General features: G+C 40.9%; 22 protein-coding genes. 10 read left to right on the top strand and 12 right to left on the bottom strand.

Annotation, left to right across the window (positions count from 1 at the left end):
• Positions 1–3: 3 nt before the first annotated feature.
• Together BW139_RS10630 and speA are read right to left on the bottom strand one after the other, a co-directional pair.
• Positions 4–876 (bottom strand): acyltransferase, encoded by an 873-nt coding sequence (locus BW139_RS10630; protein ID WP_076919622.1) that lies wholly within the window; start codon positions 874–876, stop codon positions 4–6.
• 61 nt (positions 877–937) lie between these two features.
• Entirely contained in the window at positions 938–2818 is a 1881-nt protein-coding gene (speA, locus tag BW139_RS10625; RefSeq protein WP_076919621.1) for a biosynthetic arginine decarboxylase, read from the bottom strand.
• Between the two features lie 198 nt (positions 2819–3016).
• On the opposite strand from speA, the gene speE reads away from it, so the two are divergent.
• Positions 3017–3880: a polyamine aminopropyltransferase gene (gene speE / locus BW139_RS10620; RefSeq protein WP_076919620.1), complete on the top strand. Its 864-nt coding sequence runs from the start codon at positions 3017–3019 to the stop codon at positions 3878–3880.
• A gap of 65 nt (positions 3881–3945) precedes the next feature.
• Here the strand turns inward: speE and BW139_RS10615 are convergent, their stop codons facing one another.
• Together BW139_RS10615 and BW139_RS10610 are read right to left on the bottom strand one after the other, a co-directional pair.
• On the bottom strand, positions 3946–5184 hold the full coding sequence (locus tag BW139_RS10615; RefSeq protein WP_010392442.1) for a hypothetical protein: 1239 nt from the start codon (positions 5182–5184) through the stop codon (positions 3946–3948).
• Positions 5162–5788, bottom strand: a complete 627-nt coding sequence (locus BW139_RS10610) for a methylamine utilization protein (RefSeq protein WP_008466697.1) — start codon at positions 5786–5788, stop codon at positions 5162–5164. Before BW139_RS10610 ends, BW139_RS10615 begins: the two co-directional genes overlap by 23 nt.
• A 173-nt stretch (positions 5789–5961) precedes the next feature.
• On the opposite strand from BW139_RS10610, the gene BW139_RS10605 reads away from it, so the two are divergent.
• Positions 5962–8004, top strand: coding sequence for a glycoside hydrolase family 97 protein (locus tag BW139_RS10605; protein ID WP_076919619.1), 2043 nt, complete (start codon positions 5962–5964; stop codon positions 8002–8004).
• Between the two features lie 60 nt (positions 8005–8064).
• On the opposite strand, the gene envZ is transcribed toward BW139_RS10605, so the two are convergent.
• Positions 8065–9378, bottom strand: coding sequence for a two-component system sensor histidine kinase EnvZ (gene envZ, locus BW139_RS10600; RefSeq protein ID WP_076919618.1), 1314 nt, complete (start codon positions 9376–9378; stop codon positions 8065–8067).
• A 5-nt stretch (positions 9379–9383) separates the two neighbouring features.
• Positions 9384–10103, bottom strand: a complete 720-nt coding sequence (gene ompR, locus BW139_RS10595; protein WP_076919617.1) for a two-component system response regulator OmpR — start codon at positions 10101–10103, stop codon at positions 9384–9386.
• A 183-nt stretch (positions 10104–10286) separates the two neighbouring features.
• Here ompR and greB point away from each other — a divergent pair, with 183 nt between their 5' ends.
• From greB to BW139_RS10575, 4 genes are all read left to right on the top strand, one after another.
• Positions 10287–10760 carry a transcription elongation factor GreB gene (gene greB, locus BW139_RS10590; RefSeq protein WP_076919647.1) on the top strand — a complete coding sequence of 158 codons (474 nt, stop codon included), beginning with the start codon at positions 10287–10289 and terminating at the stop codon, positions 10758–10760.
• A 124-nt stretch (positions 10761–10884) separates the two neighbouring features.
• A complete protein-coding gene (locus BW139_RS10585; protein WP_076919616.1) occupies positions 10885–11190 on the top strand; it encodes a hypothetical protein in 306 nt (101 codons plus the stop codon).
• Between the two features lie 60 nt (positions 11191–11250).
• Positions 11251–11829, top strand: coding sequence for a CBS domain-containing protein (locus tag BW139_RS10580; protein ID WP_076919615.1), 579 nt, complete (start codon positions 11251–11253; stop codon positions 11827–11829).
• A gap of 168 nt (positions 11830–11997) precedes the next feature.
• Complete coding sequence (locus BW139_RS10575; protein WP_076919614.1) at positions 11998–14322, top strand: Tex family protein; 2325 nt, start codon at positions 11998–12000, stop codon at positions 14320–14322.
• A gap of 62 nt (positions 14323–14384) precedes the next feature.
• On the opposite strand, the gene BW139_RS10570 is transcribed toward BW139_RS10575, so the two are convergent.
• The 3 genes from BW139_RS10570 to bioH all read right to left on the bottom strand — a co-directional run bounded on the left by BW139_RS10570 (position 14385) and on the right by bioH (position 16387).
• Entirely contained in the window at positions 14385–15242 is an 858-nt protein-coding gene (locus BW139_RS10570) for a putative metalloprotease CJM1_0395 family protein (RefSeq protein ID WP_076919613.1), read from the bottom strand.
• Between the two features lie 6 nt (positions 15243–15248).
• A complete protein-coding gene (locus BW139_RS10565) occupies positions 15249–15557 on the bottom strand; it encodes a hypothetical protein (RefSeq protein WP_008112879.1) in 309 nt (102 codons plus the stop codon).
• A 92-nt stretch (positions 15558–15649) separates the two neighbouring features.
• The gene (gene bioH / locus BW139_RS10560) at positions 15650–16387 is read right to left on the bottom strand and encodes a pimeloyl-ACP methyl ester esterase BioH (RefSeq protein WP_008112881.1); all 738 of its coding nucleotides are present in this window, start codon (positions 16385–16387) and stop codon (positions 15650–15652) included.
• Positions 16388–16462: 75 nt separating this feature from the next.
• On the opposite strand from bioH, the gene BW139_RS10555 reads away from it, so the two are divergent.
• Entirely contained in the window at positions 16463–17140 is a 678-nt protein-coding gene (locus BW139_RS10555; RefSeq protein ID WP_076919612.1) for a ComF family protein, read from the top strand.
• A gap of 6 nt (positions 17141–17146) precedes the next feature.
• Here the strand turns inward: BW139_RS10555 and BW139_RS10550 are convergent, their stop codons facing one another.
• The gene (locus tag BW139_RS10550; protein ID WP_175611410.1) at positions 17147–19696 is read right to left on the bottom strand and encodes a M14 metallopeptidase family protein; all 2550 of its coding nucleotides are present in this window, start codon (positions 19694–19696) and stop codon (positions 17147–17149) included.
• A gap of 146 nt (positions 19697–19842) precedes the next feature.
• On the opposite strand from BW139_RS10550, the gene nfuA reads away from it, so the two are divergent.
• Complete coding sequence (nfuA, locus tag BW139_RS10545; RefSeq protein WP_008465569.1) at positions 19843–20418, top strand: Fe-S biogenesis protein NfuA; 576 nt, start codon at positions 19843–19845, stop codon at positions 20416–20418.
• A gap of 13 nt (positions 20419–20431) precedes the next feature.
• Positions 20432–20701 (top strand): hypothetical protein, encoded by a 270-nt coding sequence (locus tag BW139_RS10540; RefSeq protein ID WP_008112890.1) that lies wholly within the window; start codon positions 20432–20434, stop codon positions 20699–20701.
• A gap of 18 nt (positions 20702–20719) precedes the next feature.
• Here the strand turns inward: BW139_RS10540 and BW139_RS10535 are convergent, their stop codons facing one another.
• Positions 20720–22054 (bottom strand): MATE family efflux transporter, encoded by a 1335-nt coding sequence (locus BW139_RS10535; protein ID WP_254844966.1) that lies wholly within the window; start codon positions 22052–22054, stop codon positions 20720–20722.
• On the opposite strand from BW139_RS10535, the gene BW139_RS10530 reads away from it, so the two are divergent.
• Positions 22034–23059 carry a polysaccharide deacetylase family protein gene (locus tag BW139_RS10530; protein WP_076919611.1) on the top strand — a complete coding sequence of 342 codons (1026 nt, stop codon included), beginning with the start codon at positions 22034–22036 and terminating at the stop codon, positions 23057–23059. The genes BW139_RS10535 and BW139_RS10530 overlap by 21 nt on opposite strands.
• A gap of 3 nt (positions 23060–23062) precedes the next feature.
• On the opposite strand, the gene BW139_RS10525 is transcribed toward BW139_RS10530, so the two are convergent.
• Positions 23063–24094: a chemotaxis response regulator protein-glutamate methylesterase gene (locus tag BW139_RS10525; RefSeq protein ID WP_076919610.1), complete on the bottom strand. Its 1032-nt coding sequence runs from the start codon at positions 24092–24094 to the stop codon at positions 23063–23065.
• Positions 24095–24099 lie beyond the last annotated feature (5 nt).

Here is a 24099-nt window from a genome sequence, read left to right as displayed (position 1 = left end):
TTTTTATTTTTGTTTGAAATTAACGAGCGTCTGGTTTTTTTCTTCCCAGACACTATTTAATTCAGTTTGAAAACGTACTCTAAAGTCAGGATCATTAGTGTAATCACCAATTAAGTCATCACTAACGCCTTTGACTTCAACATGTACATCAATGTGTTTTACTTTACCGGCTGCAAAATCCATAAAAGTAGGAATGCCCTCAGGGTAATGAATAGTGACATTTACCACCTTAGAAATTTGCTCACCCATGGCTTGCATTACAAACGCCACACCACCCGCCTTAGGTTTAAGTAAGTGAGGAAACGGACTATTTTGACGCGCATGCTTTTGCGCTGTAAAACGCGTACCTTCAACAAAGTTAACCACACTGACTGGCATTTCTTTAAATTTTTCACACGCTTTACGGGTCGTTTCTAAATCTTTACCACGCAATTTAGGGTTCTTTTTTAATTGGCTTTTACTGGTGCGGGTCATAAAAGGAAAGTCGAGCGCCCACCAACATAAACCTAAAACAGGCACATAAATAAGCTCTTTTTTCAAAAAGAAGTTTAAAAAAGGTATTTTGCGGTTGAACACTCGTTGTAACACTAAAATATCCACCCAGCTTTGGTGGTTCGCAATAACTAGGTACCAATCTTTTAATTTAAGCTCTTCAAGGTCGGTTACATTTAGCTTTGTTGGCGTTAATAACGTTTGATTTAGCGTGTTAAACGTCACCCAAATAGAGGCACATTGCTTGGCTGTCCAGCTCATTAATTTTTGCAGCCCCTTAATTGGGATTAGCTTAACGATGCCACAAATAAAAATAGGTACAAACCAAAAAAGAGTGTTTATTGTGTAAAAGAAAATACTAAATACACTGCGAATAACTGACATTACTTCTATTCCTTTAAACATCGCGCAGCCACAAATGACCGCGCTTAACTATGCAACTAAATTAATCTTCAAAATAGGTGTAGCCTTCAAGCCCTGCATTAAGCTCGGCTAAGTAACCTTCTTTACAGTGCTCTGATACATCAAGTTTATTAATCTGAGTGGCAAAGTTATCAGCTAATAATTCGCTATCATAATCAACAAATTTTAATACATCCTTAACGCTGTCACCTTTAATGGCATTGGTTAATACATATCCTTGCTCATTAAGCTCAACATGAACTGAATCGGTATCACCAAATAGGTTATGTAAGTCACCTAAAATCTCTTGGTATGCCCCTACCATAAACATCGCAATATGATACTGCTGACCTTGTGTATATTCAGGAATAGGTAAACTGGTTTCAATTCCTGCACCTTCAACGTACTCACGTATTTGCCCGTCAGAATCACAAGTAATGTCTTGGATAATAGCGCGCTGAGTAAGCGGCTGCGTTAGGTTTTCGATGGGCATAACCGGAAATAACTGCTGAATGCCCCACACATCGGGTAACGACTGAAATAATGAAAAATTCACAAACAGTTTATCGGCTAGTTTTTCGTTTAAATCATCCAGCACTTCGCGGTGAGCTCGTGCATTAGAGCTTAATGAAGCTCGAACGCGATGTAAAATAGTAAAGTAAAGCTGCTCTATTTTCGCCCACTCTAGCATGCTCACTAAACCATGCACGTATTGATCGTGTGCTTCACTAAATAAGTGCATTGCATCATGATAAATCTCTAATGCCATACGCGGGTTCAAACGTTGTAAACACTGCCACATTTCATCCAATACTAAGGCACTGTTTTTAACAGGTGGTTCTGGGTTTAAATGATTTGGCGCTTTTTCAACATCAATCACATCGGTAATAAGCACCGCATGATGTGCAGTAAGAGCACGGCCAGATTCGGTAATAATTGCAGGGTGAGCTAAGTTATGTTGGTCGCACACCTCGGCAAATGCATTTACTACATTACGCGCATATTCTTCGACTGTGTAGTTCATTGAGCAAGCACTACGTGAGCCTGAACCTTCGTAGTCAACGCCAAGCCCGCCACCCACATCAACAGTATTGAGCGGTACACCGTATTGAGTTAATTCAGCAAAATGGCGAGCACATTCGCGCAAAGCACGATGAATATCGCGAATATTGGCAATTTGAGAACCAATATGAAAATGTACCATCTGCATTAAATGCAACTTGTTATGTTGCTTGAGCACTTCCACTGCACTGAGTACTTGTCCTGCAGTTAAGCCAAACTTACCTTTTTCACCACCGGTATTTTGCCATTTACCTTTACCAACCGAATTTAAGCGAATACGAATACCAATAGCAGGCTCAATACCTAAATTATCAATTTCTTCCAGCAGTGTGGTTAGCTCAGAGAGTTTTTCAACCACAATTTTAACGCTGTGCCCCATTGCTTGACCAATACAGGCTAAACGTAAAAATTCACTGTCTTTGTAGCCGTTACATACAATAGTAATAGGCTCTTTTGCCACACCTAAAATTGCCATTAGTTCAGGTTTAGAACCGGCTTCAAGCCCCACTAAACCACTTGGGTGTGCTAAAAGCTTACTTACTACAGAACGCTGTTGATTTACTTTTATAGGGTAAACACAGGTGTATTTACCATTATATTCACGGTTGCTACGCGCTTGAGTAAACGCATTGGTGAGCGTATCTACACGGTTTTTTAAAATATCGGTAAAGCGCACCAATACTGGTAAGGTTAATCCTTGCTGTTTAAATTGCTCAGTAAGCTGGCTTAAAGAAATGGCAGGTTTTGTTTGGTCGCCATCCGGATAGGCTATCAATTCACCTTGTGCGTTAATATCAAAATAACCATCGCTCCAATGAGCAACATTGTATGTAGCACGTGCTGTTTCTAAACCCCAAGTCATGGCAACTCTTCTTTATTAAATTAGGTGTAAAGGGGCATTTTAATACGTCACTATCTGCTAAGCTAACAAAAATTGAACTTTCCCCTCTTTATAGCTAACTTTATTCGCTAAAGAGAGTAAAATTTGATTGAGCAATAGCCCAAGCACTGGCAGAATTGCCTCCTTTTTTCATACTCAACCAAAAGTGTAACAACAACTATGGCAAATTTAGATCAAGGTAAGTGGTTTACTGAAATTAGCGACCGCGATGGCAGCGCATTTTCATTACGTATTAACAAAAAGTTAGATGAAAAACAGTCTCCTTTTCAAAAAGTAGAAATGTTTGAAACCACAGACTTTGGTAATTTAATGATCATTGATGGTTGCACTATGGTGAGTAGCCGTGAAAACTTTTTTTATCATGAAATGATCAGCCACCCAGCATTACTAGCACACCCAAACCCTAAAAATGTGGTTATTATTGGCGGCGGCGATTGCGGTACATTACGTGAAGTGCTTAAGCACCCAAGTGTAGAAACTGTAACCCAAATCGATATTGACGAAGTAGTTACCCAAATGTCGTTAAAGTACTTCCCAGAGTTATGTGAATCAAATAACGATCCACGTGCCACTGTGATGTTTGACGATGGCATTAAATATATGCGCGAAGCAGCTGCTGAGTCTATTGATGTAGTGATTGTTGATGGAACTGATCCGGTAGGCCCTGGTGAGGGTTTATTTAACCATGCGTTTTATACTAGCTGTTTAAACGCACTTCGCCCTGGTGGAATACTCGTACAACAAAGTGAATCGCCATTAATGCATATGCCACTTCTGGTTGAAATGCGCGAAGCTATGCTAAGTGTTGGTTTTAACGACTTGCAGACTCTTCCATTCCCACAACCTATTTACCCAAGTGGGCTGTGGTCGGTGACGCTAGCTCGCAAATCTGAAGCATTTGACGGTTTTAGAGAAGACGGCGCAGCCATAATTGCTGAGCATAGTGAATACTACAATGGCGGCATTCATCACGGTGCACTCGCAACACCTAATTACATGAAACGCGCTTTTGACAAAAAATAAAAAGCCATAAATGCAAAGTTGGGCTCGCAAGAGTCCTTATCTGTTTCAATTTGTTATTCTTCCAACTAAAACCGAAACTGAGCATTTAATGCTATTTGCTGCTGCGATATTCTCGATGCTTTATTCATAGCTACTCGGTTATCTGCTTGGCTATGAAGCGCTGACCCCTCAACACCTATTTGCCATTGTGGTGTAAGCTGATAACGCCAAGTTGCTGTTAGTCCCTCGCCATGACTAGCATTAGGGTCAAACTTCCAATCGTCTTTGTCTGTCACCTCAAAATAATCGTAACGTACTGAGAAACGGTGGCGTTTTATTTTATGACTCAATAATGCAAAATGACTATAAAATCGAGTATCAACGCCGCGGTTTTGACCCATAGCCGTACCACCCGACATTATTTGGATAATTAATCGTGTTTTCGGTGTAAATTTATTTAGCCATGCGACACTTAAAAATCGAGTATCCCAGGCATATTGACCCGTATTATAATTAAGAGCGCCAGGGTCACCATTGTTATCATAGTAGTACACTCGCAACTGAGACTTTTTTAAATAATCCCAATGTCCACCAACGTAATAACCAAATCGCCCATCGACCTCTTCAAACGGTAAAACTTGGTTTGCTTGAAATTGTAACTGTGGAGTATTTAAAGACGCAACAGGCGCAAAAGCGAGAGCCTCATTAAGTGTTGTTTGGCGATCATGCAAAGCAAAGCCTCGCCAAGCGAGTAATGTCCCCGCAGGATCGTTACCTTTAAATGTCGCACCAACCAAACTAAAACTATGGGCACTATTAAAATTACGGGCTGGGCGTTTAATTGTTGCTTCAACACCTAGCGTTCGCAGCTCTTCACCTACCCAAGAGTTAATTGCCGAATTGGTATAGTTATATGCAGATAACCAGCCCATATCAGGGTTTTCTAATGACAATTGTGGATAAAAGCCACCCACTTTAATATGCCATTTATAATCACTGCGAACTAAAGGTTTATATTGCAGATAAGCCTGACTAACCCCCAAGGTACTTTTTGGGTCTTGATATAAATTAACTACAGCATGGGCAGACCAACTAGAACTTATATCTGCACTTAAATCAATAATTCCCTGAGATAAAACCACACCTTGATTAGCCGCATCATGGCGGTATAAACCAATTCCACCCTCTTGCCAGCTTAGTTGTGAATCAGCTTGCACTGCCCTTACTTGCAGCAAACCTTTAACTTGTGCGTTGGCTGAAAAAACACTCAACAAGCAAATAACAACGGCTAAGCCCAATAGACTATTCATAATCGTCAAACTCATCAACTTCAACCCTAATAGGCAAAGTTAGTTTTTGTTTTAACTGATAACTTAATTTATTGTTAGTTATAATAACTTTTTGCGACTCTATGTTGCTAATATCTCTAAAGCCTTCATGCCAAACATTTAGTTTATAGGCTCCATTTGGGATATCGAACGATGCTACTCCTTGCTCATTGGTGATTGCATAATATGGGCTATCCACAACAACAATGTAACCCAACATCCAATCATGAATATTACAACCAAGCTCCACAACTCCTGTTTGTCCAAATGTAATTGGATCTTGTGGTTGTTCTCGATAAAGCTTTAATTCAAATGTTTTGCTTTTAGAAAATGAATACACGTGATGCATTATCGAGTCAGCGTTAGGAAATTCAACTTGGCTGTTTTTTTCAACGACTAAGATATGTGGTGTAAATTGGCGATTTTTTTGTGTCATAGTGAAAAGTGATTTATTTATATTCACGCCAGAGGCTTGATCTGGAGCTAACCAAACAACAACATTTTCTTGAACTTTTTGGTTGTTATTATAAACAGTAACCGTTGCTGCACTACTCTTAAAAACAATGATACAACCTAAAATAGCGAGTAAAATTTTCAGCATATTTCTTCTTGTTAAATTCTTTTTATTTATTATAGAACTAATTACATAAAGTTTTGCAGATTAATTAACACACTCTTTTTTAGCTAATTAATTGAATACGTATGCAGCTATCTCGTAATAGTGTGTTCATCACTTTATGCTCATAACCTACGGTTTGACATCAAGGACACACAATGAGATTACCTTTACTACTAGTTGCTTTACTTGCAAGCAGTGCTTTTGCAAAAGAAGCCACGCTGAAATCACCTGATCAAAAAATTAAAATTACCATTTCTGATCAATCATCATCCCCTCATTACTCTATTAGCTTTAATGGTAAGCCTGTTATTGAGCAGTCACGCTTAGGTTTTAGGTTTAAAAGCCAAGCACCATTTGATGACGGCTTTGTTATTAGTGAAGTAACTCGTTCACAAACCGATAGCCAATGGCAGCAACCTTGGGGAGAGCGTCAAACCGTTGTTGATAAGCACAATGAAATTGCCGTTACCTTCAATAAACCTGCGCCCCACGCTGGCACATACACTGTACGATTTAAAGCCTTTGATAGTGGTGTAGGTTTTCGCTATGAAGTCCCTAAGCAAGCCGGTTTTGAACAAACTGAAATTACTAAAGAACTGACCGAATTTGCTATTGCCGCAAAAGATAAAACCACTGCATGGTGGATACCTGCTCGCGGTTGGAACCGTTATGAATATGTCTATAACACTAAAGACTTACAAGATGCTGCACTCGCTCATACCCCCTTTACCTTTAAAAATGGTAACGGTGTACATGTCAGCATTCATGAAGCAGCTCTGGTAGATTATGCAGGTATGGTGCTTAACCAGCGTCGCCCAGGTACGTTTAGTGCCGATTTAACACCGTGGTCTGATGGCATTGCAGTTAAGAAGCAAGGCGCATTCAATACTCCTTGGCGCACCATTCAAATAGGTGAGCGAGCGATAGACTTAGTTAATTCAGATATTATTTTAAACCTGAATGAGCCAAATAAACTCGGTGATGTGTCGTGGGTTAAACCAGGTAAATATGTAGGTATTTGGTGGGGAATGCACATCAATGAAACCACTTGGGGCAGTGGAGAAAAACACGGTGCCACCACAAAAAATACTAAATACTATATGGACTTTGCCGCTGAGTATGGCTTTGACGGCGTATTAGTTGAAGGTTGGAACACAGGCTGGGATGGCGACTGGTTTTATAATGGCGATGTATTTAGCTTTACTCAGCCTTATGACGATTTCGATATTGCAGCGCTTACACAGTACGGTAAAGAAAAAGGGGTGCAGTTAATTGGTCACCATGAAACCTCTGGCAATGTTAGTAATTATCATGACCAAATGGAAGATGCTTTTGCACTTTACGAAAAATCAAATGTAAGCCAAATAAAAACTGGTTATGTGGCCGATGGTGGCAATATAAAACGCATAGATGAAAACGGCATTGCTCGCTTTGAATGGCATGACGGCCAATTTATGGTAAATGAATACTTACATAATATTAAACTTGCCGCTAAATATAAGCTAAGCATCAACACCCATGAACCAATTAAAGACACAGGTCTGCGCCGTACTTACCCCAACTGGATTGCCCGTGAAGGTGCGCGTGGACAAGAGTTTAACGCATGGGGTACGCCACCTAATCCACCGGAGCACATTCCCATGCTTGCTTTTACCCGTATGCTTGCAGGGCCAATGGACTTTACCCCAGGTATTTTTGATATGAGCTTTAATGGCTTAGGGGACGATACAAATCGCCCACAAACAACACTGGCAAAGCAATTAGCATTGTATGTGGTGATGTATAGCCCAATTCAAATGGCGGCGGATTTACCGCGTAATTATTTAGCTAAACCCGATGCTTTTCAGTTTATTCAAGACGTACCAACCGATTGGCAGCAAAGTATCGCGCTTGATGGCGAAGTAGGCGACTTTATTGTATTTGCACGCAAAGAGCGCAAGCGCGATAACTACTCAGGGAACGATTGGTACTTAGGTGCAGTTACCGATGAAAATGCCCGCACCATTGAAGTTAAACTCGACTTTTTAGATAAAGATAAACAGTTTGAAGCGCAAATTTATCGTGATGGTGATAAGGCAGAGTGGAAGAACAATCCTTATGATTTAAGCATTGAAAAACGCATTGTTACCGCAAGCGATAAGCTAACACTAAAACTGGCTACCAGTGGCGGCTCCGCTATTCGTTTTAAAGCACTTTAGTAGTTAACCTGAACCCTAGATAATAAATTAACGCTATCTGCAACCATGCAGATAGCGTTATTAGCCTGGATTAGTAACCTTTATTGGTAGGTATATTTGCGCACTTAAACCACCTTCAGGGCGATTAGAGAGCACCACCTTGCCGCCATGCATATCGATAATACGTTTAATAATTGCAAGGCCTAGGCCGCTACCTTCACTACCGCGAGCTGCATCACCTTGTTTAAACGGCTCAAATACTGACTCTAGCTCACTCTCAGGAATACCCGGGCCACTATCGTTGACCGCAATAACCACATACTTTTTATTGGAATTGAAGTAACTGAGTACTTCAATATCACCCTCTGAGTAGCGTAGTGCATTTTCTATCATATTGGTCACTACTCGCTTAATCGCGACACTACTTATGGGAATTTTTCCAATATTAGGATTCGGTTTAAACGTGATCGCACGTTGATGCTTAAGCTCACTTTGTACGACTTCACCTAGGAGCGCATTAATATCTTCGCAGGTTTGTTCTTCCCGTTTATGATGGCGTAAATATTCGATAAATTGATCGATAATGCCATTCATATCTTCAATATCGTAAATAATGCCTTCACGTAAATAATCATCTTCATCTACCATCATCTCTGTGGCTAAACGAATACGCGTAAGCGGTGTGCGTAAATCATGAGAGACACCTGCCATAAGTAATCGGCGGTCGTTTTCAAGGGCGGCAATACCTCGCGACATTTGATTAAAGGCGCGTGTTACCTCAATAACCTCACTCGACCCTTGCTCTTGTAACTTGGTACTAAAGTCGCCCACCCCTACTTTTATCGCAGCTTGTTGTAATGCTTTTAGCGGTCGGTTCAAGTGCCTTGCAAATAGCCAGCCTCCTAATACACTTAAAAAGCCGATGCTTGAAAGATAAAAGGTTAAAAACTCAAGGTTACTTTCTTTAAATCCGGTGAGCGGCACTTTGACCCAATAACCCGGCGCCTGCGGGGCTTCTACCCAATAAATAAGCGGATCAGTTTGACTAATGCGTACCCGAGAAAAGCCATTTAATTGCTCAGACATACTACGCGATAGCCCAGAATATTCACGACTTTGGCCTAAACCATTTCGCATAGCTTCACGCTGAGTCATTACTTCAATGCCAGTTATTTCAAAAAACTTCTCAGAGACTTCATCGGTAACTTCAACACCATCTTCCCAATCAATAAACACAGTTTTAATTTGCTTAGCCAGCATTAAATTAACTTGTTCAATGGTGGGTTTAACTACATATAAACTGACCGTGACGTAGGAGACAATTTGGTTAATAAGCAACAAAGCGGCAACCAAAAATACGGTTTCTCCAAACGCACTACGCGGAAACATTCCCATAATGATTACTTTTCACCGTCAGGAACAAATACGTAACCTAAGCCCCATACCGTTTGAATATAGCGAGGGTTAGCAGCATCAACTTCGATCATTCTTCGAAGGCGTGATACTTGAACATCAATACTGCGCTCAAGCGCACTATAGTCTCGCCCTCTAGCTAAGTTCATTAATTTATCTCGACTTAATGGCTCACGCGGGTGAGACACTAACGCTTTTAACACTGCAAATTCACCACTGGTGAGTGACACCGTGTTATCGCCTTCACTCATTTCACGGGTGGCTAAATTTAGGGTGAATTTACCAAACTCAATTAAGTTCTCCTGCGCTGAAGGCGCTCCTGGCACTTCTTTTGATTGACGACGTAAAATGGCTTTTATGCGCGCTAATAGCTCGCGAGGATTAAACGGTTTCGGAATATAGTCGTCAGCGCCGAGTTCTAGGCCAATAATACGATCGACTTCATCGCCTTTGGCGGTCAGCATAACAATAGGGATTTGGTTTTCTTTTTGGCGTAAACGTCTGCAAATAGAGAGCCCATCTTCGCCCGGCAGCATTAAATCAAGCACCATTAAGTGAAAATTTTCACGCTCAATTAGCCTATCCATTTGCTCTGAATCGGCAGCTGTTCTGACAATAAATCCTTGCTCTACCAAATAGCGTTCCAGCAAACTGCGTAAACGTTTATCATCATCCACTACCAATACTTTTACTGTCTCTTGTCCCATAATCTGTTGCTTATTTTTATAATTTATTAATAGTTAATATAAATGAAAAACTTAAGAATAAAAAACTAATTAAGCGCTTAGATTGTTACTGAACATTTCAAACCCATTGATAGCGGTTTTATCTCGACAAGCAGCCTTTATTTTAATACCTTGCCACTCATGAAGATTAAACAAGAACTCAGCGTGAAAACAAACTTAATTACTCGCGAAGGTTATTTACAATTGCAGCAAGAACATGATCATCTTTGGAATGAAAAACGTCCAGAAGTGACTAAAATTGTGAGTTGGGCTGCCAGCCTAGGTGATCGCTCTGAAAACGCAGACTATCAGTACAACAAGCGTTTGCTTCGCCAAATTGACCGTCGTGTACGCTATTTACGAAAACGCATCCCCGATCTAAAAATTGTTGACTACTCCCCCGTACAAGACGGCAAAGTTTTTTTTGGTGCTTGGGTGGAAATAGAAAACGAGGCCGGTGAGTGTAAAAAATTTAGAATTGTCGGTCCCGATGAAATTTATGATCGCAACGATTATATTTCTATCGATTCACCAATGGCGCGAGCGTTATTAAAAAAACAAGTAGACGATGATTTTGAGGTAATGACTCCCCAAGGCGCTAAGCAATGGTACGTAAATAACATCACTTACCAAAAATAGCATCGCTTAGTTTTGATTCAGATCACATTAACTTTTTATTGTTTATATTTTATGAGTAAGCTATAACTAAGGTTAATCAAGTAATGTTGTATTAACTTGAGAGTAGTTAATTAAGGTCACCACCATGTCAAACATAACAGTGCGCATATTACAAAATGCCCTCGTGTTTGCACTCTTCATGAGTGTGAGTTTGACATTGCATGGCGCACCAAAAAATAACAAACTTGATGCTGGTTTTGCCCCAGCTGAATTTATTGTTTGTGACTCTCCTGACCAAGCAAACCTCGACACCGATATAGATTCTCTTGATGGTGTTATTGCGCTTAGAGAAATTCAACCACTTCCTTTAGCGTTTTTCTTTCATTATGAAAGTCAATTTTTAGCCACTGCCTACAGTCACGCAAACCCGCGAGCGCCACCCGTTATTTAATTTAGTAACTTGCTTTTAAACATTATTAAATTTTATAACTAATTTATTTAGGTGGATATTATGTCTAACTTTAAAGAACTCCGTACCCAAGACATTTCGCATGGCATTATTGCTGATACTTTTACTAATGAACCTGTGATTGATTTAACTTCTCCTGCAACACAAATAGTAACTAGCTTTACGCATACCAGTCCTATGCGTGCAGCGTTTGATACAACCATTGAACAAGCATCAAAACAGTTAAATACTCAGCGCTCTGATTTTATTTTAGTGACTGACGAACATCAAAAACTAATTGGAATTGTCGCAAGTGCAGATTTACAAAGCTCAAAAATCATGATTTTAGCGCAGCGTTTAGGCTTGCCTCGTAGTGAAATTAGCTTACGCTATTTAATGACACCGCTGAGTAATTTAATGGGTGTAAGTATGAAAAGCTTAAGCTACTCATGCATTGGTGATGCACTGCAAACTATGGAACATCATGGCGCTATGTTTTTATTAGTCACTGCAGCTAATAATGAAATAAGTGGTTTGATTTCAGCACGCGATATAGCACGTAAGCTGCAAATTCCTGTTCATATTAGTCCAATAGCGCACACATTTAGTGAAGTACTTGAAAGTGTAGAGCACCCTCACTAAATCCGCTTTTTATTAGTATAGTTCCAACCCCGGTAATGGCATCTTAAGGCAAGTAAAATAGCTTGCTTTAAGAGCTTTTTATTACCCTCCCCTGTGATATTATTCAAGACATTGACGCATCAGTTAACTTCTTAGCTGGTCTTATTTTTTGTATTAAAAGGTTTTTGCATGAGCGATATCTCTGCACGTTTAGCAACTGAGCTAAATGCACAGCAGCAACAAGTGGTTGCAGCAACAAAGTTACTTGATGAAGGCGCAACCGTCCCCTTTATTGCCCGTTACAGAAAAGAAGTGACCGGTGGATTAGATGACACCCAACTACGCCTTCTAGAACAACGTTTATCTTATTTACGTGAACTTGAAGAGCGCCGTGGCTTTATCCTGTCGACGATAGAATCTCAAAATAAACTTACCGGTGAATTAGCGGCTGATATTAAAGCAGCACAAAGTAAAACCGAACTAGAAGACTTATATTTGCCTTATAAAGCAAAACGCCGCACTAAAGGTCAAATAGCTATTGAAGCAGGTTTAGAACAGCTAGCTGATGCATTATTTAACGATCCAATGCTTGACCCAGAAGCTGAGGCTGTAAAATTTATTAATAGCGAAAAAGCGATTGTCGATACTAAAGCAGCGCTTGATGGTGCTAAGTTTATTTTGATGGAGCGCTTTGCTGAAGACGCTAAATTACTCGCTAAATTTAGAACTCATATTAGTCAGAATGGGGCGATTGAAAGCAAACTTATTGATGGCCAAGAACAAGCGGGGGCTAAATACCGAGACTACTTTGAACATCAAGAACCGTTAAAAAAAGTCCCCTCGCACCGTGCACTAGCGATGCTAAGAGCGCGTAATGAAGGCGTTTTACAGTTAACTATTAATCCTGAGCCGAGCGCTGAAAACCCAGCGCAATTGTGTGCACAAATGATCAGCGATCATTACCGCCTAGATATTAAAAACAAACCTGCCAGCGCTTGGTTATTAACCGTGGTGCAATGGGCGTGGAAAATTAAGCTTGGATTACACTTAGAAAATGAATTTTTAGCCGCAATGCGTGAAAAAGCCGAAACCGGTGCCATTGATGTATTTGCTAAAAACTTAAAAGACTTATTAATGGCAGCTCCTGCTGGCCCTCGCACTACGTTAGGCTTAGATCCTGGTTTACGTACCGGTTGTAAAATTGCCGTGGTTGATAGCACAGGTAAGCTGCTTGCTACCCAAACGATTTTCCCACATGCACCACAAAATCATTGGGATAAATCATTACGCACGCTCGAGCAATTATGTCGCCAGCATAAAGTTGAGCTCATTGCGATTGGTAACGGTACCGCTTCTCGCGAATCAGATAAACTAGTTGGCGAGCTTATCAAAGCCAATACTGAGCTTAAACTAAATAAAATTATGGTCAGTGAGGCCGGCGCTTCGGTTTACTCCGCTTCTGAGTTCGCTGCTAATGAATTTCCAGATTTAGATGTATCTTTACGTGGTGCCGTATCTATTGCACGTCGCCTTCAAGATCCATTGGCTGAGCTGGTTAAAATAGAGCCTAAGTCTATTGGTGTAGGCCAATATCAACATGATGTATCACAAAGCCAACTAGGACAAAGCCTAATCTCAGTGGTTGAAGACTGTGTAAACAGTGTGGGGGTTGATTTAAATATGGCCTCTGTACCTTTGCTTGCACGTGTTTCTGGTTTAAACAAAACCTTAGCGCAAAATATTGTAAGCTACCGTGATACAAATGGGTCATTTACAAAACGTAGTCAATTGAAAAAAGTAGAGCGCTTAGGGCCAAAAGCATTTGAACAAGCAGCCGGCTTTTTACGCATTAACAATGGCAGCGATCCACTAGACAACTCATCAGTTCACCCTGAAGCATACCCTATCGTTAAACGTATTTGTGAGCACAATCAGGTAGACGTAAATAACCTCATTGGTAACAAAGAGTTTTTAAATAAGCTCGCTGCAAATGACTATATTGACGATAAATTTGGTCTGCCTACCGTGACCGATATTATTAGCGAACTTGATAAGCCGGGTCGCGATCCGCGCCCTGAATTTAAAACTGCTGAGTTTAAAGCAGGCGTTGAAAAAATTAGTGATTTAAAACCAGGAATGATTTTAGAAGGCGTGGTATCGAACGTAGCTAATTTTGGCGCATTTGTGGATGTTGGCGTACATCAAGATGGACTAGTGCATATTTCGGCTATTACTAATAAGTTTATTTCAGACCCACGAGAAGTGGTTAAAGCAGGTGACATTGTTAAAGTCAAAGTGGTTGAAGTCGACGCTGCCCGTAAACGCATTAGCTTTACCATGCGCCTAGATGACGAGATAGACACTAGCAATAAAGCTGCCCCTGCGGCGCCGCAAAAGCCACGTGGCAACAATGCAAACCAATCGCGAGCGCCCAAACCTAAGCGCGACACAGGCAATGCCATGATGGGAAATGCGTTTGCTGATGCCTTTGCAAATGCGAAAGTGAGAAAATAAAATGACCCAATAAAAAAACCGCTTAGGCGGTTTTTTTATGGCTATTAAATATAAGCTTTAATTTAAATTTGTGCTGAGAATTGGCTTTGAGTCGCAGGAGAAGTGGCCAGTTGGTAAAAGCTAGCAATGCGACCAGCACGTGCTTCTACTTCGACATCACGCGTTTGCTCTTCGCTTTTAGCGGTTTTTACTTCTGAGCTTTCACTATTAGAAAACGATGCACTGACTCTACTTTGACCTTCGCTGCTGTCTTCGTCATCCGCTGATGCTAACTCAGCTTGTGCTGCGGCTATTTTTTGAGTCGCATCTGCTGCAATTGCCCTGTCGGCACCTGAAGGCTCTGCTGGCGCTAGTGCTGCAGCACGTACCGTTTGCATTTTATCAATGGTTGCTTGAGGGTCACCATTGATAACCCCAACATCTATCGGTACTTCACCACCTACGGCATAGTTAGTACCGTCAGGGCCTCTTTGGTATTCATAGCTAGGAGAGCCCGCATATTGTTCACCCACAGCGGCATGCGCTTGCTCATGTGTTCGCACTTCAGTGTCGCGTGCTTTAAGCTCTTTAATTTGTTGAAGTTCTTGCTCAAGTTGCAGCTCTTCTTGCTCACTAACTTCTTCTGCAGCTTGTTGTTTTTCTTGCTCGGCATCATCTTGATCGCTATCTGCATTGCCTTCGCGTTGCGCAATCGTTTTATCGTCTGCAATTTTGCCACTCGCATTGTAGGTTGAGCTGTCGCTATTTCCTGGCAGTTTGGCTTTTTCTGCATCACTTTGGGCTTTGTTTTCTGTGCTACCGGCAGTGTTTGCAGCGGCTGGGGGAATGACTTCACGTAGCTGGTTGTCACGCCGAGCAGTCTCTGTATAAACATTTGCGGTGTTTATATTGATAGACGGAAATGGCGTGACAATATTCATGAGAAATTACACTTTAATATCAACTAAAGTGCCTAATACGTCATCTGCAGTTTGGATAGATTGCGTGTTTGCCTTAGCATTAAACTCTTCAACTTTTAAGTTTACTAATGCATCATCAATTCGTGCAGGTTGAGATACTGGCGCGGTGACTGCTTCTTCAGGACGAGCGGCCGTTAATTGACGTTGCTGCGCTAGTTGAGAGTCGTCTTGCTGCTCTATGCTGGCACGATTAATCTCAGCGCTGGCTTTTTCAATTCCTTGGCTGGCTCTATTAAACCCTTCAACACCACTATTGAATACAGATCCTATTGGCATAATAATAAACCTCCAGCAAATAAATATTGTTTAATTATCGCTCAAAAATCACGCAAAATAAAGCTTTAAACCGCAGTAATCATGGCTTTGCTTCAAAGCATTGATTTAACGGCAGATAAAAATTCACTTTTATGAGAAATAAAAGGCGCATGCGATGCTTTGTCTAACACTTCGTACTCAAAGTCAGCATTAAGTGCCACCATTTTCTTAATGGCCCGATAAGGAACGAGAGAGTCTAAGCGCCCAAAAATGCCGCGAATAGGAACTGGGCATTGAGCAAATAATTCGCGTAAATCTTCATTTTGCAGTATGTCTAGTCCTGCACTTAAGGCCTCGTTATTCGGGGGCGATGACTGACTCAATAACTGCTTTAGCTGTTTTATATCATCTCGAGCAGACTCACTGCCCATTGCCTGAATGGCCAAAAAACGCTCTATCGTTTTTGAACGCTCTTGCAATAACTGCTCTTTAAACTGTGTTAATACTTTAGGCTTAATGCCAGCCCATGGCAATTGCTCTGCAAAAAAGGGGGTTGAGGCAACTAAAATAACTTTTGATACTTTTTCTGGCCAATGTTTGGCAATATAAATGGCAAACAATCCACCCAAAGACCATCCCATTAGTACCGATTGCGGTTTTAGCTGCTCACTCACCCGCTTTGCAGCATCATGTAATGTATAAGGACTTAAAGAGGCGCTACTGTCACCATAACCGGGTAAATCTAAACAGCGCACTTTACCTGAATATAAAAATTCTAATTCTGGTTTTATTAACTGCCACACACCTTGGTTCATTCCCCAACCATGTAACAACACACATTCATTTTGCATATTTACCTAACCTTAACCAAACTTAAGATCTATGATAGCGCTTTAAAAGGAGTTTGTAATGAGGATCATCAGCGAATGAAACTCAGCCTAGGTGATTGGCTATTTCCCTCTTACTGTGTGTTGTGTCAAAGTCAGATCCACAGCTCAATGGGGCTTTGTCAATTTTGTTTAAATGACTTGCCAATGCTAGATTTGGCCGAGCATGACAATTTATTTTACCGCCCTGATATTGTAGAAATGTTTCCTAACTGCAGCTTTGAAAAGCTGTTTGCATGTGCCTTTTACCAGCCCCCTTTTGATTTATGGTTAAAACAACTTAAATTTAATAATCAAATCCATTATAAAAAAGCACTGCAGCAAGTCATAAAAAAGCAACTTACTGTTTTTATGACTAAACACCCTATAGCTGTTGATGCATTTATTATTTTACCTTTACATAAAGCGCGCTTTTTAACGCGTGGATTTAATCAGGTAACCCAAGTATGGCAACCCTGTTTGGCGTCAAATAAGGTGTTAAATAATGCGTTACTTCGCCATAAACACACTTCGGCACAATCACAATTAAGCAAAGCTAAAAGGGTCAAAAATTTACAGCAGGCTTTTTCATGCACGATTAATTTAGAGGGAAAAACGGTAGTAATTATCGATGATATTATGACCACAGGAGCAACTCTTAATGCGGCTACATTATCGTTAAAAGAAGCGGGCGCTAAACACGTATGGGCATTCACTACGTGTTTAACACCACTTTAGGGCGTGTTAGTTTCCACTCACGCGAAAGGTGTGGCCGAAAAATAAAGCATTACTTAACAATCGGCTGGTGCCATACCAGTACCCTCTAAATACAGGGTTGTCAGTCATCGCAATAACACTACCTCGCCCATAAGAATGCGCCATTAACGCAGCTCCACCGGCCACTTGCTCTACATTTACTGCATCGGTAAAACCAGCAAGGAGCGGCTGCTGTGTGTAGGTAAGTATATTTACAAACGGTGCTTGCGAGGCTTCCAATAGCCAGGTGCTATTTTTAAATACAGGTAGTGTGTCACGCTTAAATGAAAATGTCAGAGGGTGAGTTGTATCTACCTTGGTATTAAATATCGCACCGGCAATACGCTGGCGACCCGCTAAGTGGTCTTTGTCTGCATATTTTAAACCTTGAGTATCAAATGCCCCAGCCACATCTTTACGCGATAAGTAGCTTGCTTTTAATAGTTGCTGATCGGCTAAAAACTTCGCCCCGCCTTTATGTCCCCAAATAACACCGCCTTTTCTCACCCAACTTTTAATTGCCACTTTATCGGCATCAGATAACGTCGAATAATCGCCATGCGCCAACACAATATGGCTGTAATTACTGAGCTCTAAAGACGCTAAACGATTCATTTCAACAATGGTTGGCGCTACACCTACAAAACGATCTAGGTAGTACCACACTTCACCCGCTTCATATTGGCTCACGCCTTTACCGCCAACAAGTAACACCTTAGGTGCAGAAACCACAGCCATAGAGCGCGACCCTAAATCAGCACCTTTACTGGTTAAGCCAGTAGTAATTGGTTTAAGTTCAATCCCAAACTGGCTTTGTGCTTGATTTAGCTTTGCCACCCAGTCAGTATCAGTTTGAAGCCCAGCAGGAATGATAATACTACCGGCGTCAAAGTTTACTTCTGCGTTGGTTGATACTGCAGTTAATGGTTTTAGTGCAACACGTGCTTTAATGCCTTGCTGTAACAGACTATTGAGCATTTTCGGGGCCTGCATGTCATCCCATGCGAATCCATAGGCGTAATTTTTAGTCAGTGGCGCTAACTCTGGCTGCTTTGCTTTTTGCCAAGCTGTTTTTTCTATCTCTAACCCCCAACGGCTGTTTACTTTAGCAAATGGTAAATTAAACGCATGCGCTAATGTCCAACCCGACACATCGTAAAAGGTGTTATCGGCAAAGTTTTGTTGCTCACTAAAAATAGCTTTAACTAATCGATATTGTGGTTGCGCAAGCGGCACAAAATAACTATCAGCGGTAAAGTTTTTACCCTCAGCTTTCAGCCCTTCTTTCACTGGGTAGGCATTAATTTGATGTTGTTTAAGTATGCTTAAAAAATCGTTAGTGCGGGTGTGATCTTCAGCTGCTTGAACAATATAGCCTTGATAGTCTTCATCTTTGGCAAGCTCAACCGCTTTGTTATAAAAGTTCGCTTGATACTCAAGCAAAGCTTGGCGGTTATCAATCGCCGCTTTAAACGTTGATAAGCTCGTTAAAAGTTGGTTTTTAATTGTAAACGCAAACGTTAGCGGACCATTGATCGTTTCTTGAATATGGCCACGAGAACTTGCTTGTTCAAATAAAATACCCACACCCCCGTTTACATCGGGGTAGGTAGAGCCTTTACCATAATAAAAGTCATCAAAGCTTTCTTCTGTAAAGTATAGCGCGTTGTTTTCATCTAATGTTTTAGCATGATAATTTGCAATCGCTTTGGTAAGGCTCACATTTTCTTCAGGCGTAATTGGGTGTTTACGACTTGGGATACCCGGTTGAAAAAAGTAGCTACTATTTGGCCCCATTTCATGAAAGTCAGTTAAAATATTAGGTTTCCAATAATGAAACTTAGCAATCCGAGCCCGCGACTCTGGGTGCTGTAACAACAACCAATCACGGTTTAAATCAAACCAATAATGGTTTGTACGGCTGCTTGGCCAGCTCTCTACATGCTCTCGGGTTTGCGGATCTGACGATAAGTTCATACCGCGATTACTATTAGCCCAATTTGCAAAACGTGCTAGTCCATCTGGGTTAAGCGACGGGTCGAGTAAAATAACCGTATTGTTAAGTAGCTCATTTATTTCATCGCCTTGCGCTGCAGCTAAATAATAAGCGACTAGTAACGCTGCATTACTACCTGATGATTCGTTACCATGAACACTGTAACCCATCCACACGACACTGGGCTGCTCTGCTGTTTTATTGTTTGAATTATTTAGGCGAGCTAAATGTGCTTGGCGAGTTTTTTCTATATTTTTTAATTTGTTAGCCGCTGTAATCGTAAGCATAACTAACGGGCGCTGTTCGTGAGTTCGGCCTATTACTTCAAAATTAATTCGATCGCTTTTTTGAGCTAAAATTTCCATGTAGCGAACAAGTTGGTCATGCCTTACATGCCACTCACCCACTTGATAACCCAGTACCTCTTGTGGTGTTGGTATGGTGGAATCAAATTCAACCTGTTGCTCAAAATAATAAGATAGGGGCTTTGCCATACTTGAAAAACTGGCCAGTACCACCATTATTGTTAATATGAAGCGCATATAAATCACTCTAAAAATGTTTGTTAATTGCACGCTACCATTGCTTAAAATAGATGCCAACTTTTTACGTTCAACACTAGCCGCAACACGATGAGCGGAGTATGATATGCAGTATCCGAGTAATTTAGTCAAGTATAGACGGTATTATGATTTCTATTTCCGAAACAGCGCAAGCGCATTTTGCTAAGCTATTAGCAGATCAATCTCAACAAACGAATATTCGTGTGTTTGTTGTTAACCCTGGTACATCACAAGCTGAATGTGGTGTTTCTTATTGTCCAGAAGACGCGGTAGAAGAGAGCGATATTCGCCTAAATTTTAACGGCTTTGATGCGGTTGTTGATGCTGAAAGCGCGCCTTTTTTAGCCGAAGCTGAAATTGATTTTGTTACCGACAAAATGGGTACTCAATTAACACTTAAAGCACCTAATGCTAAAGCACGTAAACTAGGTGAAGATGCCAGCTTGAATGAGCGTGTGCAACACATGCTAGAAACCGAAGTAAACCCACAACTTGCCAACCATGGCGGCCAAGTTAGCTTGGTAGAGATCACTGCAGCAGGTGTTGCTGTACTTCAGTTTGGTGGTGGTTGTAATGGATGTTCTATGATCGATGTCACACTAAAAGAAGGCATTGAAAAAGAGATGATTGCTAAGTTTGATGAAATCACCGGTGTGTCTGACATTACCGATCATGAAGCAGGCGAGCATTCTTACTACTAAGCATTAATTCATTATGCTAAAGCCACTTATTTACCGCTTAGGGAGCGACCCTAAGTTGAGTTTAAAGCGCTTTTTTCGCGGGCTAGCACTATTTGTGCTAGCCGTGATATTTATCGCTGTAGGCTATTACAGCCATTATAGTTTGCAAGTTATTGGCTTAGTAATTTTAGTCCCCGCTTTATTTTTTGCCTTTTGGGGCTATGCGGGCATTTTTGCTAACCGCTTTTCTCAAGTATTAAAAAATATCCCTTCCAAAAATAATGACCCCGATCTGTGGAAGTAACGGTTTATATTAATTCGCTTAATTAAGTAATTGATTATTAGCTTTTAATTGTTGATATTTAACAATAAGCGTTACGCCTCGCATAAGCATAAAACAACTCATGGCTAACCATAACCCATTATTTTGCCAGTCCTGAAATAGCCAAAACACCCCGAAAAAGCCTACAATCGCTGAAAGCAACATACTGTTTCGCATCGCTTTAGCGCGTGTCAGACCAACAAAAATACCATCGAACAAAAAGCAGCTCATAGCTAAAATAGGCAATGCTATTACCCAAGGTAAATAGTGAATGGCCTCGTCAATAACCTCTGGTACATTAGTTAATAGCTTAATAATGCTGCTGCCAAATACTATAAAAAACACACTATACAAAACGCCAAATAACATACCCCAAAATACACTTATTTTTACCCAAAGCCTTATCTTTTCAACACTTTTTTGACCTTTAGCTTGACCTACTTTGGCCTCACTTGCATAGGCTATTCCATCAAGTGCAAAGCTAACTAACATTAAAAAGTTGAGTAAAACAGCATTGGCGGCCAGTGTGGTTTCACCGAGGCGAGCAGCATAAAAGGTCATAAAGCTAAAACATAATTGCAGTACTAAAGAACGAATAAAAATATCGCGGTTTAAGCTCAGTAGTCCTGCCATTTTTTCTAAACTAAACCAATTTGCTACAGCCAAACTCATACCATGCTTTTTAGCAAGTTGAGCCACCAGCAATAAAGCAAACACAAGTGCAATGTAGTCAGCGATAAGTGATGCCCACGCAGCCCCTGCAACCGCCCAATCAAGGTACACTACAAAATAAATATCGAGCATAATATTGGTAATGTTAGTCACTAACAGTAAATAAAATGGCCCTCGGCCATAATGAACACCTAACATCCAGCCTAGTAAAACTAAGTTGCATAGCGCTGCAGGGGCGCTAAAAATACGAATACTAAAATACCTATAGGCTTCATTGAGCACATCGCTATTGGCAGCTGATAAATACGCGATGGCATGTTTTATAAGGGGTGATAGCAAAATAAGGAGTAAGGCAACCGAAGTGGCTAACAATAAACTGCGCTTAAGTAAGGCTACGAGTTGGGTTAAATCATTTTGACCATAAGCCTGCGCCACCAGCCCAGTGGTGCTCATTCTTAAAAATCCAGCGAGCCAAAATAAAATAGAGATCACAGTTGAACCCAAAGCAATACCGGCTAAATAATGCGCGCTCCCCAAGTGACCAATCACAGCCGTATCAACAATTCCTAACAACGGGACGGTAATATTTGATAATATCATCGGACCGGCTAACAACAACAAGCTTTTATGGTGTGCCTTATTATGTATAAGAAATTGTTTCATTTAGTATTATTATTCCTGATTTGTGGTTCTATACGCGCGCAAGCAGCTGTTATTCTACAGTATCATCACGTCAGTGAAACCCTTCCCGCTGTTACCAGCGTGAGTGCCAACACCTTTACTAAACACTTAAATTATTTAAAAGAGCATAACTTTAACGTTATTCCATTAAATGAGCTGATCAGTGCATTGCAACAAGGTAAGGCTTTAGAGGACAAAACAATCGCGATTACCTTTGATGATGGTTACAACAATAATTACGACCAAGCCGCCCCTATCCTTGAGGAATTTGGCTACCCGTACACTATTTTCGTAAACCCAAAACTCATTGATGAGCAAGCGAGCTATTTGATGGGGTGGGATAAGCTCAGGGAGCTTGCAAAAAAAGGAGCAGTTATTGCTAATCATAGTGCCGAGCATAACTACCTACATAAAAAACTTGAAAATGAAACGCAAAGCCAATGGCGCGAACGCACAAAAAAAGACATTCTTAGTTCACAACAGCGTATTAAAGAGGAAATAGGTCACGACTATAAATACGTTGCTTACCCATACGGAGAGTTTAACAATCAACTACAAGCACTCGTTACTGAGCTAGGTTTTGTTGGTATTGGCCAGCACTCAGGAGCCGTTAATCAACACTCTAACTTTAGCCGCTTACCGCGCTTCCCCGCATCTGGTTTTTATAGCAAACTAGGGACGTTAATTACCAAGATAAATTCAACTGCCTTTACCATTAATAAGCTAACCTATGAAGATAGTGTCACTTCAAAAAATCCACCGACACTCACTATAAAGCTTGAAACAGATGACTTTCATAAGAGTCAATTTGCCTGTTATGTATCAAGCGTTGGCCAAGCTAATTTAAATTGGTTAGACGATAGTACGGTTGAGATAACATCGCCAAAACAGCTTAATAAAGGCCGCTCTCGCTTTAACTGCACGGCTCCATCAATAAAACAAGCCGGCAGTTATTATTGGTTTTCACAACCTTGGGTGATCAACTAAGTTTTACCTTTTCATTACTTGATTTAATAACCGCTGGGTCATTTTCTCCAGCGGTACCACTTCATTTGCCGCCCCCATATCAATAGCAGCTTTAGGCATGCCCCATACCACTGACGAAAACTCATCTTGCGCAAGCGTGTATGCACCTTGTTGCTTTAATGCGAGTAACCCTTTCGCACCATCACTTCCCATGCCGGTCAATAGTGTGGCAACAATATGCTTTGCACCTATTTCAAGTAATGAGTTAAATAAAACATCCACTGCGGGTTTATGTCTATTAACAGCCTCTCCATCATCAAGCTGACAATACAAAGCACTACCTTGTTTACTAATTCGTAAATGTAAGCCACCCGGAGCTATATAAGCGCAACCTGCTACCAGTTTATCGCCTTGCTGTGCTTCTTTTACGTTAATAGTACAAGTGCGCTGCATTCGCTCTGCAAATGAGGTGCTAAATACGGGAGGAATATGCTGCGTTATTACAATGGGTGGGCAATTTTTGGGCATACGTATCAGCACTTCTTTTATCGCCTCGGTTCCCCCTGTTGATGCACCGATTGCAATCACTTTATTTACTAAAAATTCGGCATGGGTGGGGATAGGTTCTGCTACAGCACTGGTTTTTTTGTAGCCTCGAACCCGAGCACTAGCCGCCACCCTGACTTTTTGCTGCACTGTGTCAGCATATTGACTCATTTGTTGTTTAACGTTAACCGTTGGCTTTGCAATAAAATCAACCGCCCCCAATTCAAGCGCTTCAAGGGTGATAGGGGAACCTTTTTGAGTCAGAGTGGAAATCATCACTACTGGCATGGGGCGTAAGCGCATTAAGTTTTTTAAAAAACTAATACCGTCCATTTTTGGCATTTCAACATCTAGTGTTAACACGTCCGGATTGTGTTTTTTAATCATTTCTCTGGCTTCGTATGGGTCTTGTGCACAACCCACTACCACAATGTCTTTTGCCTGTTGCAGTATCTCTGTCAGTAATTGCCTGATCAGTGCCGAGTCATCAATTATTAATACTCTAATCATAGCCA

This window comes from Pseudoalteromonas sp. SK18, from assembly GCF_001974855.1.
Lineage (GTDB): Bacteria > Pseudomonadota > Gammaproteobacteria > Enterobacterales > Alteromonadaceae > Pseudoalteromonas.
The sequence above is the reverse complement of the archived record's forward strand: the minus strand, read 5'-3'. Positions and strand labels throughout refer to the sequence as shown.

What these genes read in the sequence shown, in the direction of transcription:
- BW139_RS10630 (WP_076919622.1), bottom strand. Translation starts at nt 876, where the DNA reads ATGTCAGTTATTCGCAGTGTATTTAGTATTTTCTTTTACACAATAAAC.
- speA (WP_076919621.1), bottom strand. Translation starts at nt 2,818, where the DNA reads ATGACTTGGGGTTTAGAAACAGCACGTGCTACATACAATGTTGCTCAT.
- speE (WP_076919620.1), top strand. Translation starts at nt 3,017, where the DNA reads ATGGCAAATTTAGATCAAGGTAAGTGGTTTACTGAAATTAGCGACCGC.
- BW139_RS10615 (WP_010392442.1), bottom strand. Translation starts at nt 5,184, where the DNA reads ATGAGTTTGACGATTATGAATAGTCTATTGGGCTTAGCCGTTGTTATT.
- BW139_RS10610 (WP_008466697.1), bottom strand. Translation starts at nt 5,788, where the DNA reads ATGCTGAAAATTTTACTCGCTATTTTAGGTTGTATCATTGTTTTTAAG.
- BW139_RS10605 (WP_076919619.1), top strand. Translation starts at nt 5,962, where the DNA reads ATGAGATTACCTTTACTACTAGTTGCTTTACTTGCAAGCAGTGCTTTT.
- envZ (WP_076919618.1), bottom strand. Translation starts at nt 9,378, where the DNA reads ATGGGAATGTTTCCGCGTAGTGCGTTTGGAGAAACCGTATTTTTGGTT.
- ompR (WP_076919617.1), bottom strand. Translation starts at nt 10,103, where the DNA reads ATGGGACAAGAGACAGTAAAAGTATTGGTAGTGGATGATGATAAACGT.
- BW139_RS10585 (WP_076919616.1), top strand. Translation starts at nt 10,885, where the DNA reads ATGTCAAACATAACAGTGCGCATATTACAAAATGCCCTCGTGTTTGCA.
- BW139_RS10580 (WP_076919615.1), top strand. Translation starts at nt 11,251, where the DNA reads ATGTCTAACTTTAAAGAACTCCGTACCCAAGACATTTCGCATGGCATT.
- BW139_RS10575 (WP_076919614.1), top strand. Translation starts at nt 11,998, where the DNA reads ATGAGCGATATCTCTGCACGTTTAGCAACTGAGCTAAATGCACAGCAG.
- BW139_RS10570 (WP_076919613.1), bottom strand. Translation starts at nt 15,242, where the DNA reads ATGAATATTGTCACGCCATTTCCGTCTATCAATATAAACACCGCAAAT.
- BW139_RS10565 (WP_008112879.1), bottom strand. Translation starts at nt 15,557, where the DNA reads ATGCCAATAGGATCTGTATTCAATAGTGGTGTTGAAGGGTTTAATAGA.
- bioH (WP_008112881.1), bottom strand. Translation starts at nt 16,387, where the DNA reads ATGCAAAATGAATGTGTGTTGTTACATGGTTGGGGAATGAACCAAGGT.
- BW139_RS10555 (WP_076919612.1), top strand. Translation starts at nt 16,463, where the DNA reads ATGAAACTCAGCCTAGGTGATTGGCTATTTCCCTCTTACTGTGTGTTG.
- BW139_RS10550 (WP_175611410.1), bottom strand. Translation starts at nt 19,696, where the DNA reads ATGCGCTTCATATTAACAATAATGGTGGTACTGGCCAGTTTTTCAAGT.
- nfuA (WP_008465569.1), top strand. Translation starts at nt 19,843, where the DNA reads ATGATTTCTATTTCCGAAACAGCGCAAGCGCATTTTGCTAAGCTATTA.
- BW139_RS10540 (WP_008112890.1), top strand. Translation starts at nt 20,432, where the DNA reads ATGCTAAAGCCACTTATTTACCGCTTAGGGAGCGACCCTAAGTTGAGT.
- BW139_RS10530 (WP_076919611.1), top strand. Translation starts at nt 22,034, where the DNA reads ATGTATAAGAAATTGTTTCATTTAGTATTATTATTCCTGATTTGTGGT.
- BW139_RS10535 (WP_254844966.1), bottom strand. Translation starts at nt 22,054, where the DNA reads ATGAAACAATTTCTTATACATAATAAGGCACACCATAAAAGCTTGTTG.
- BW139_RS10525 (WP_076919610.1), bottom strand. Translation starts at nt 24,094, where the DNA reads ATGATTAGAGTATTAATAATTGATGACTCGGCACTGATCAGGCAATTA.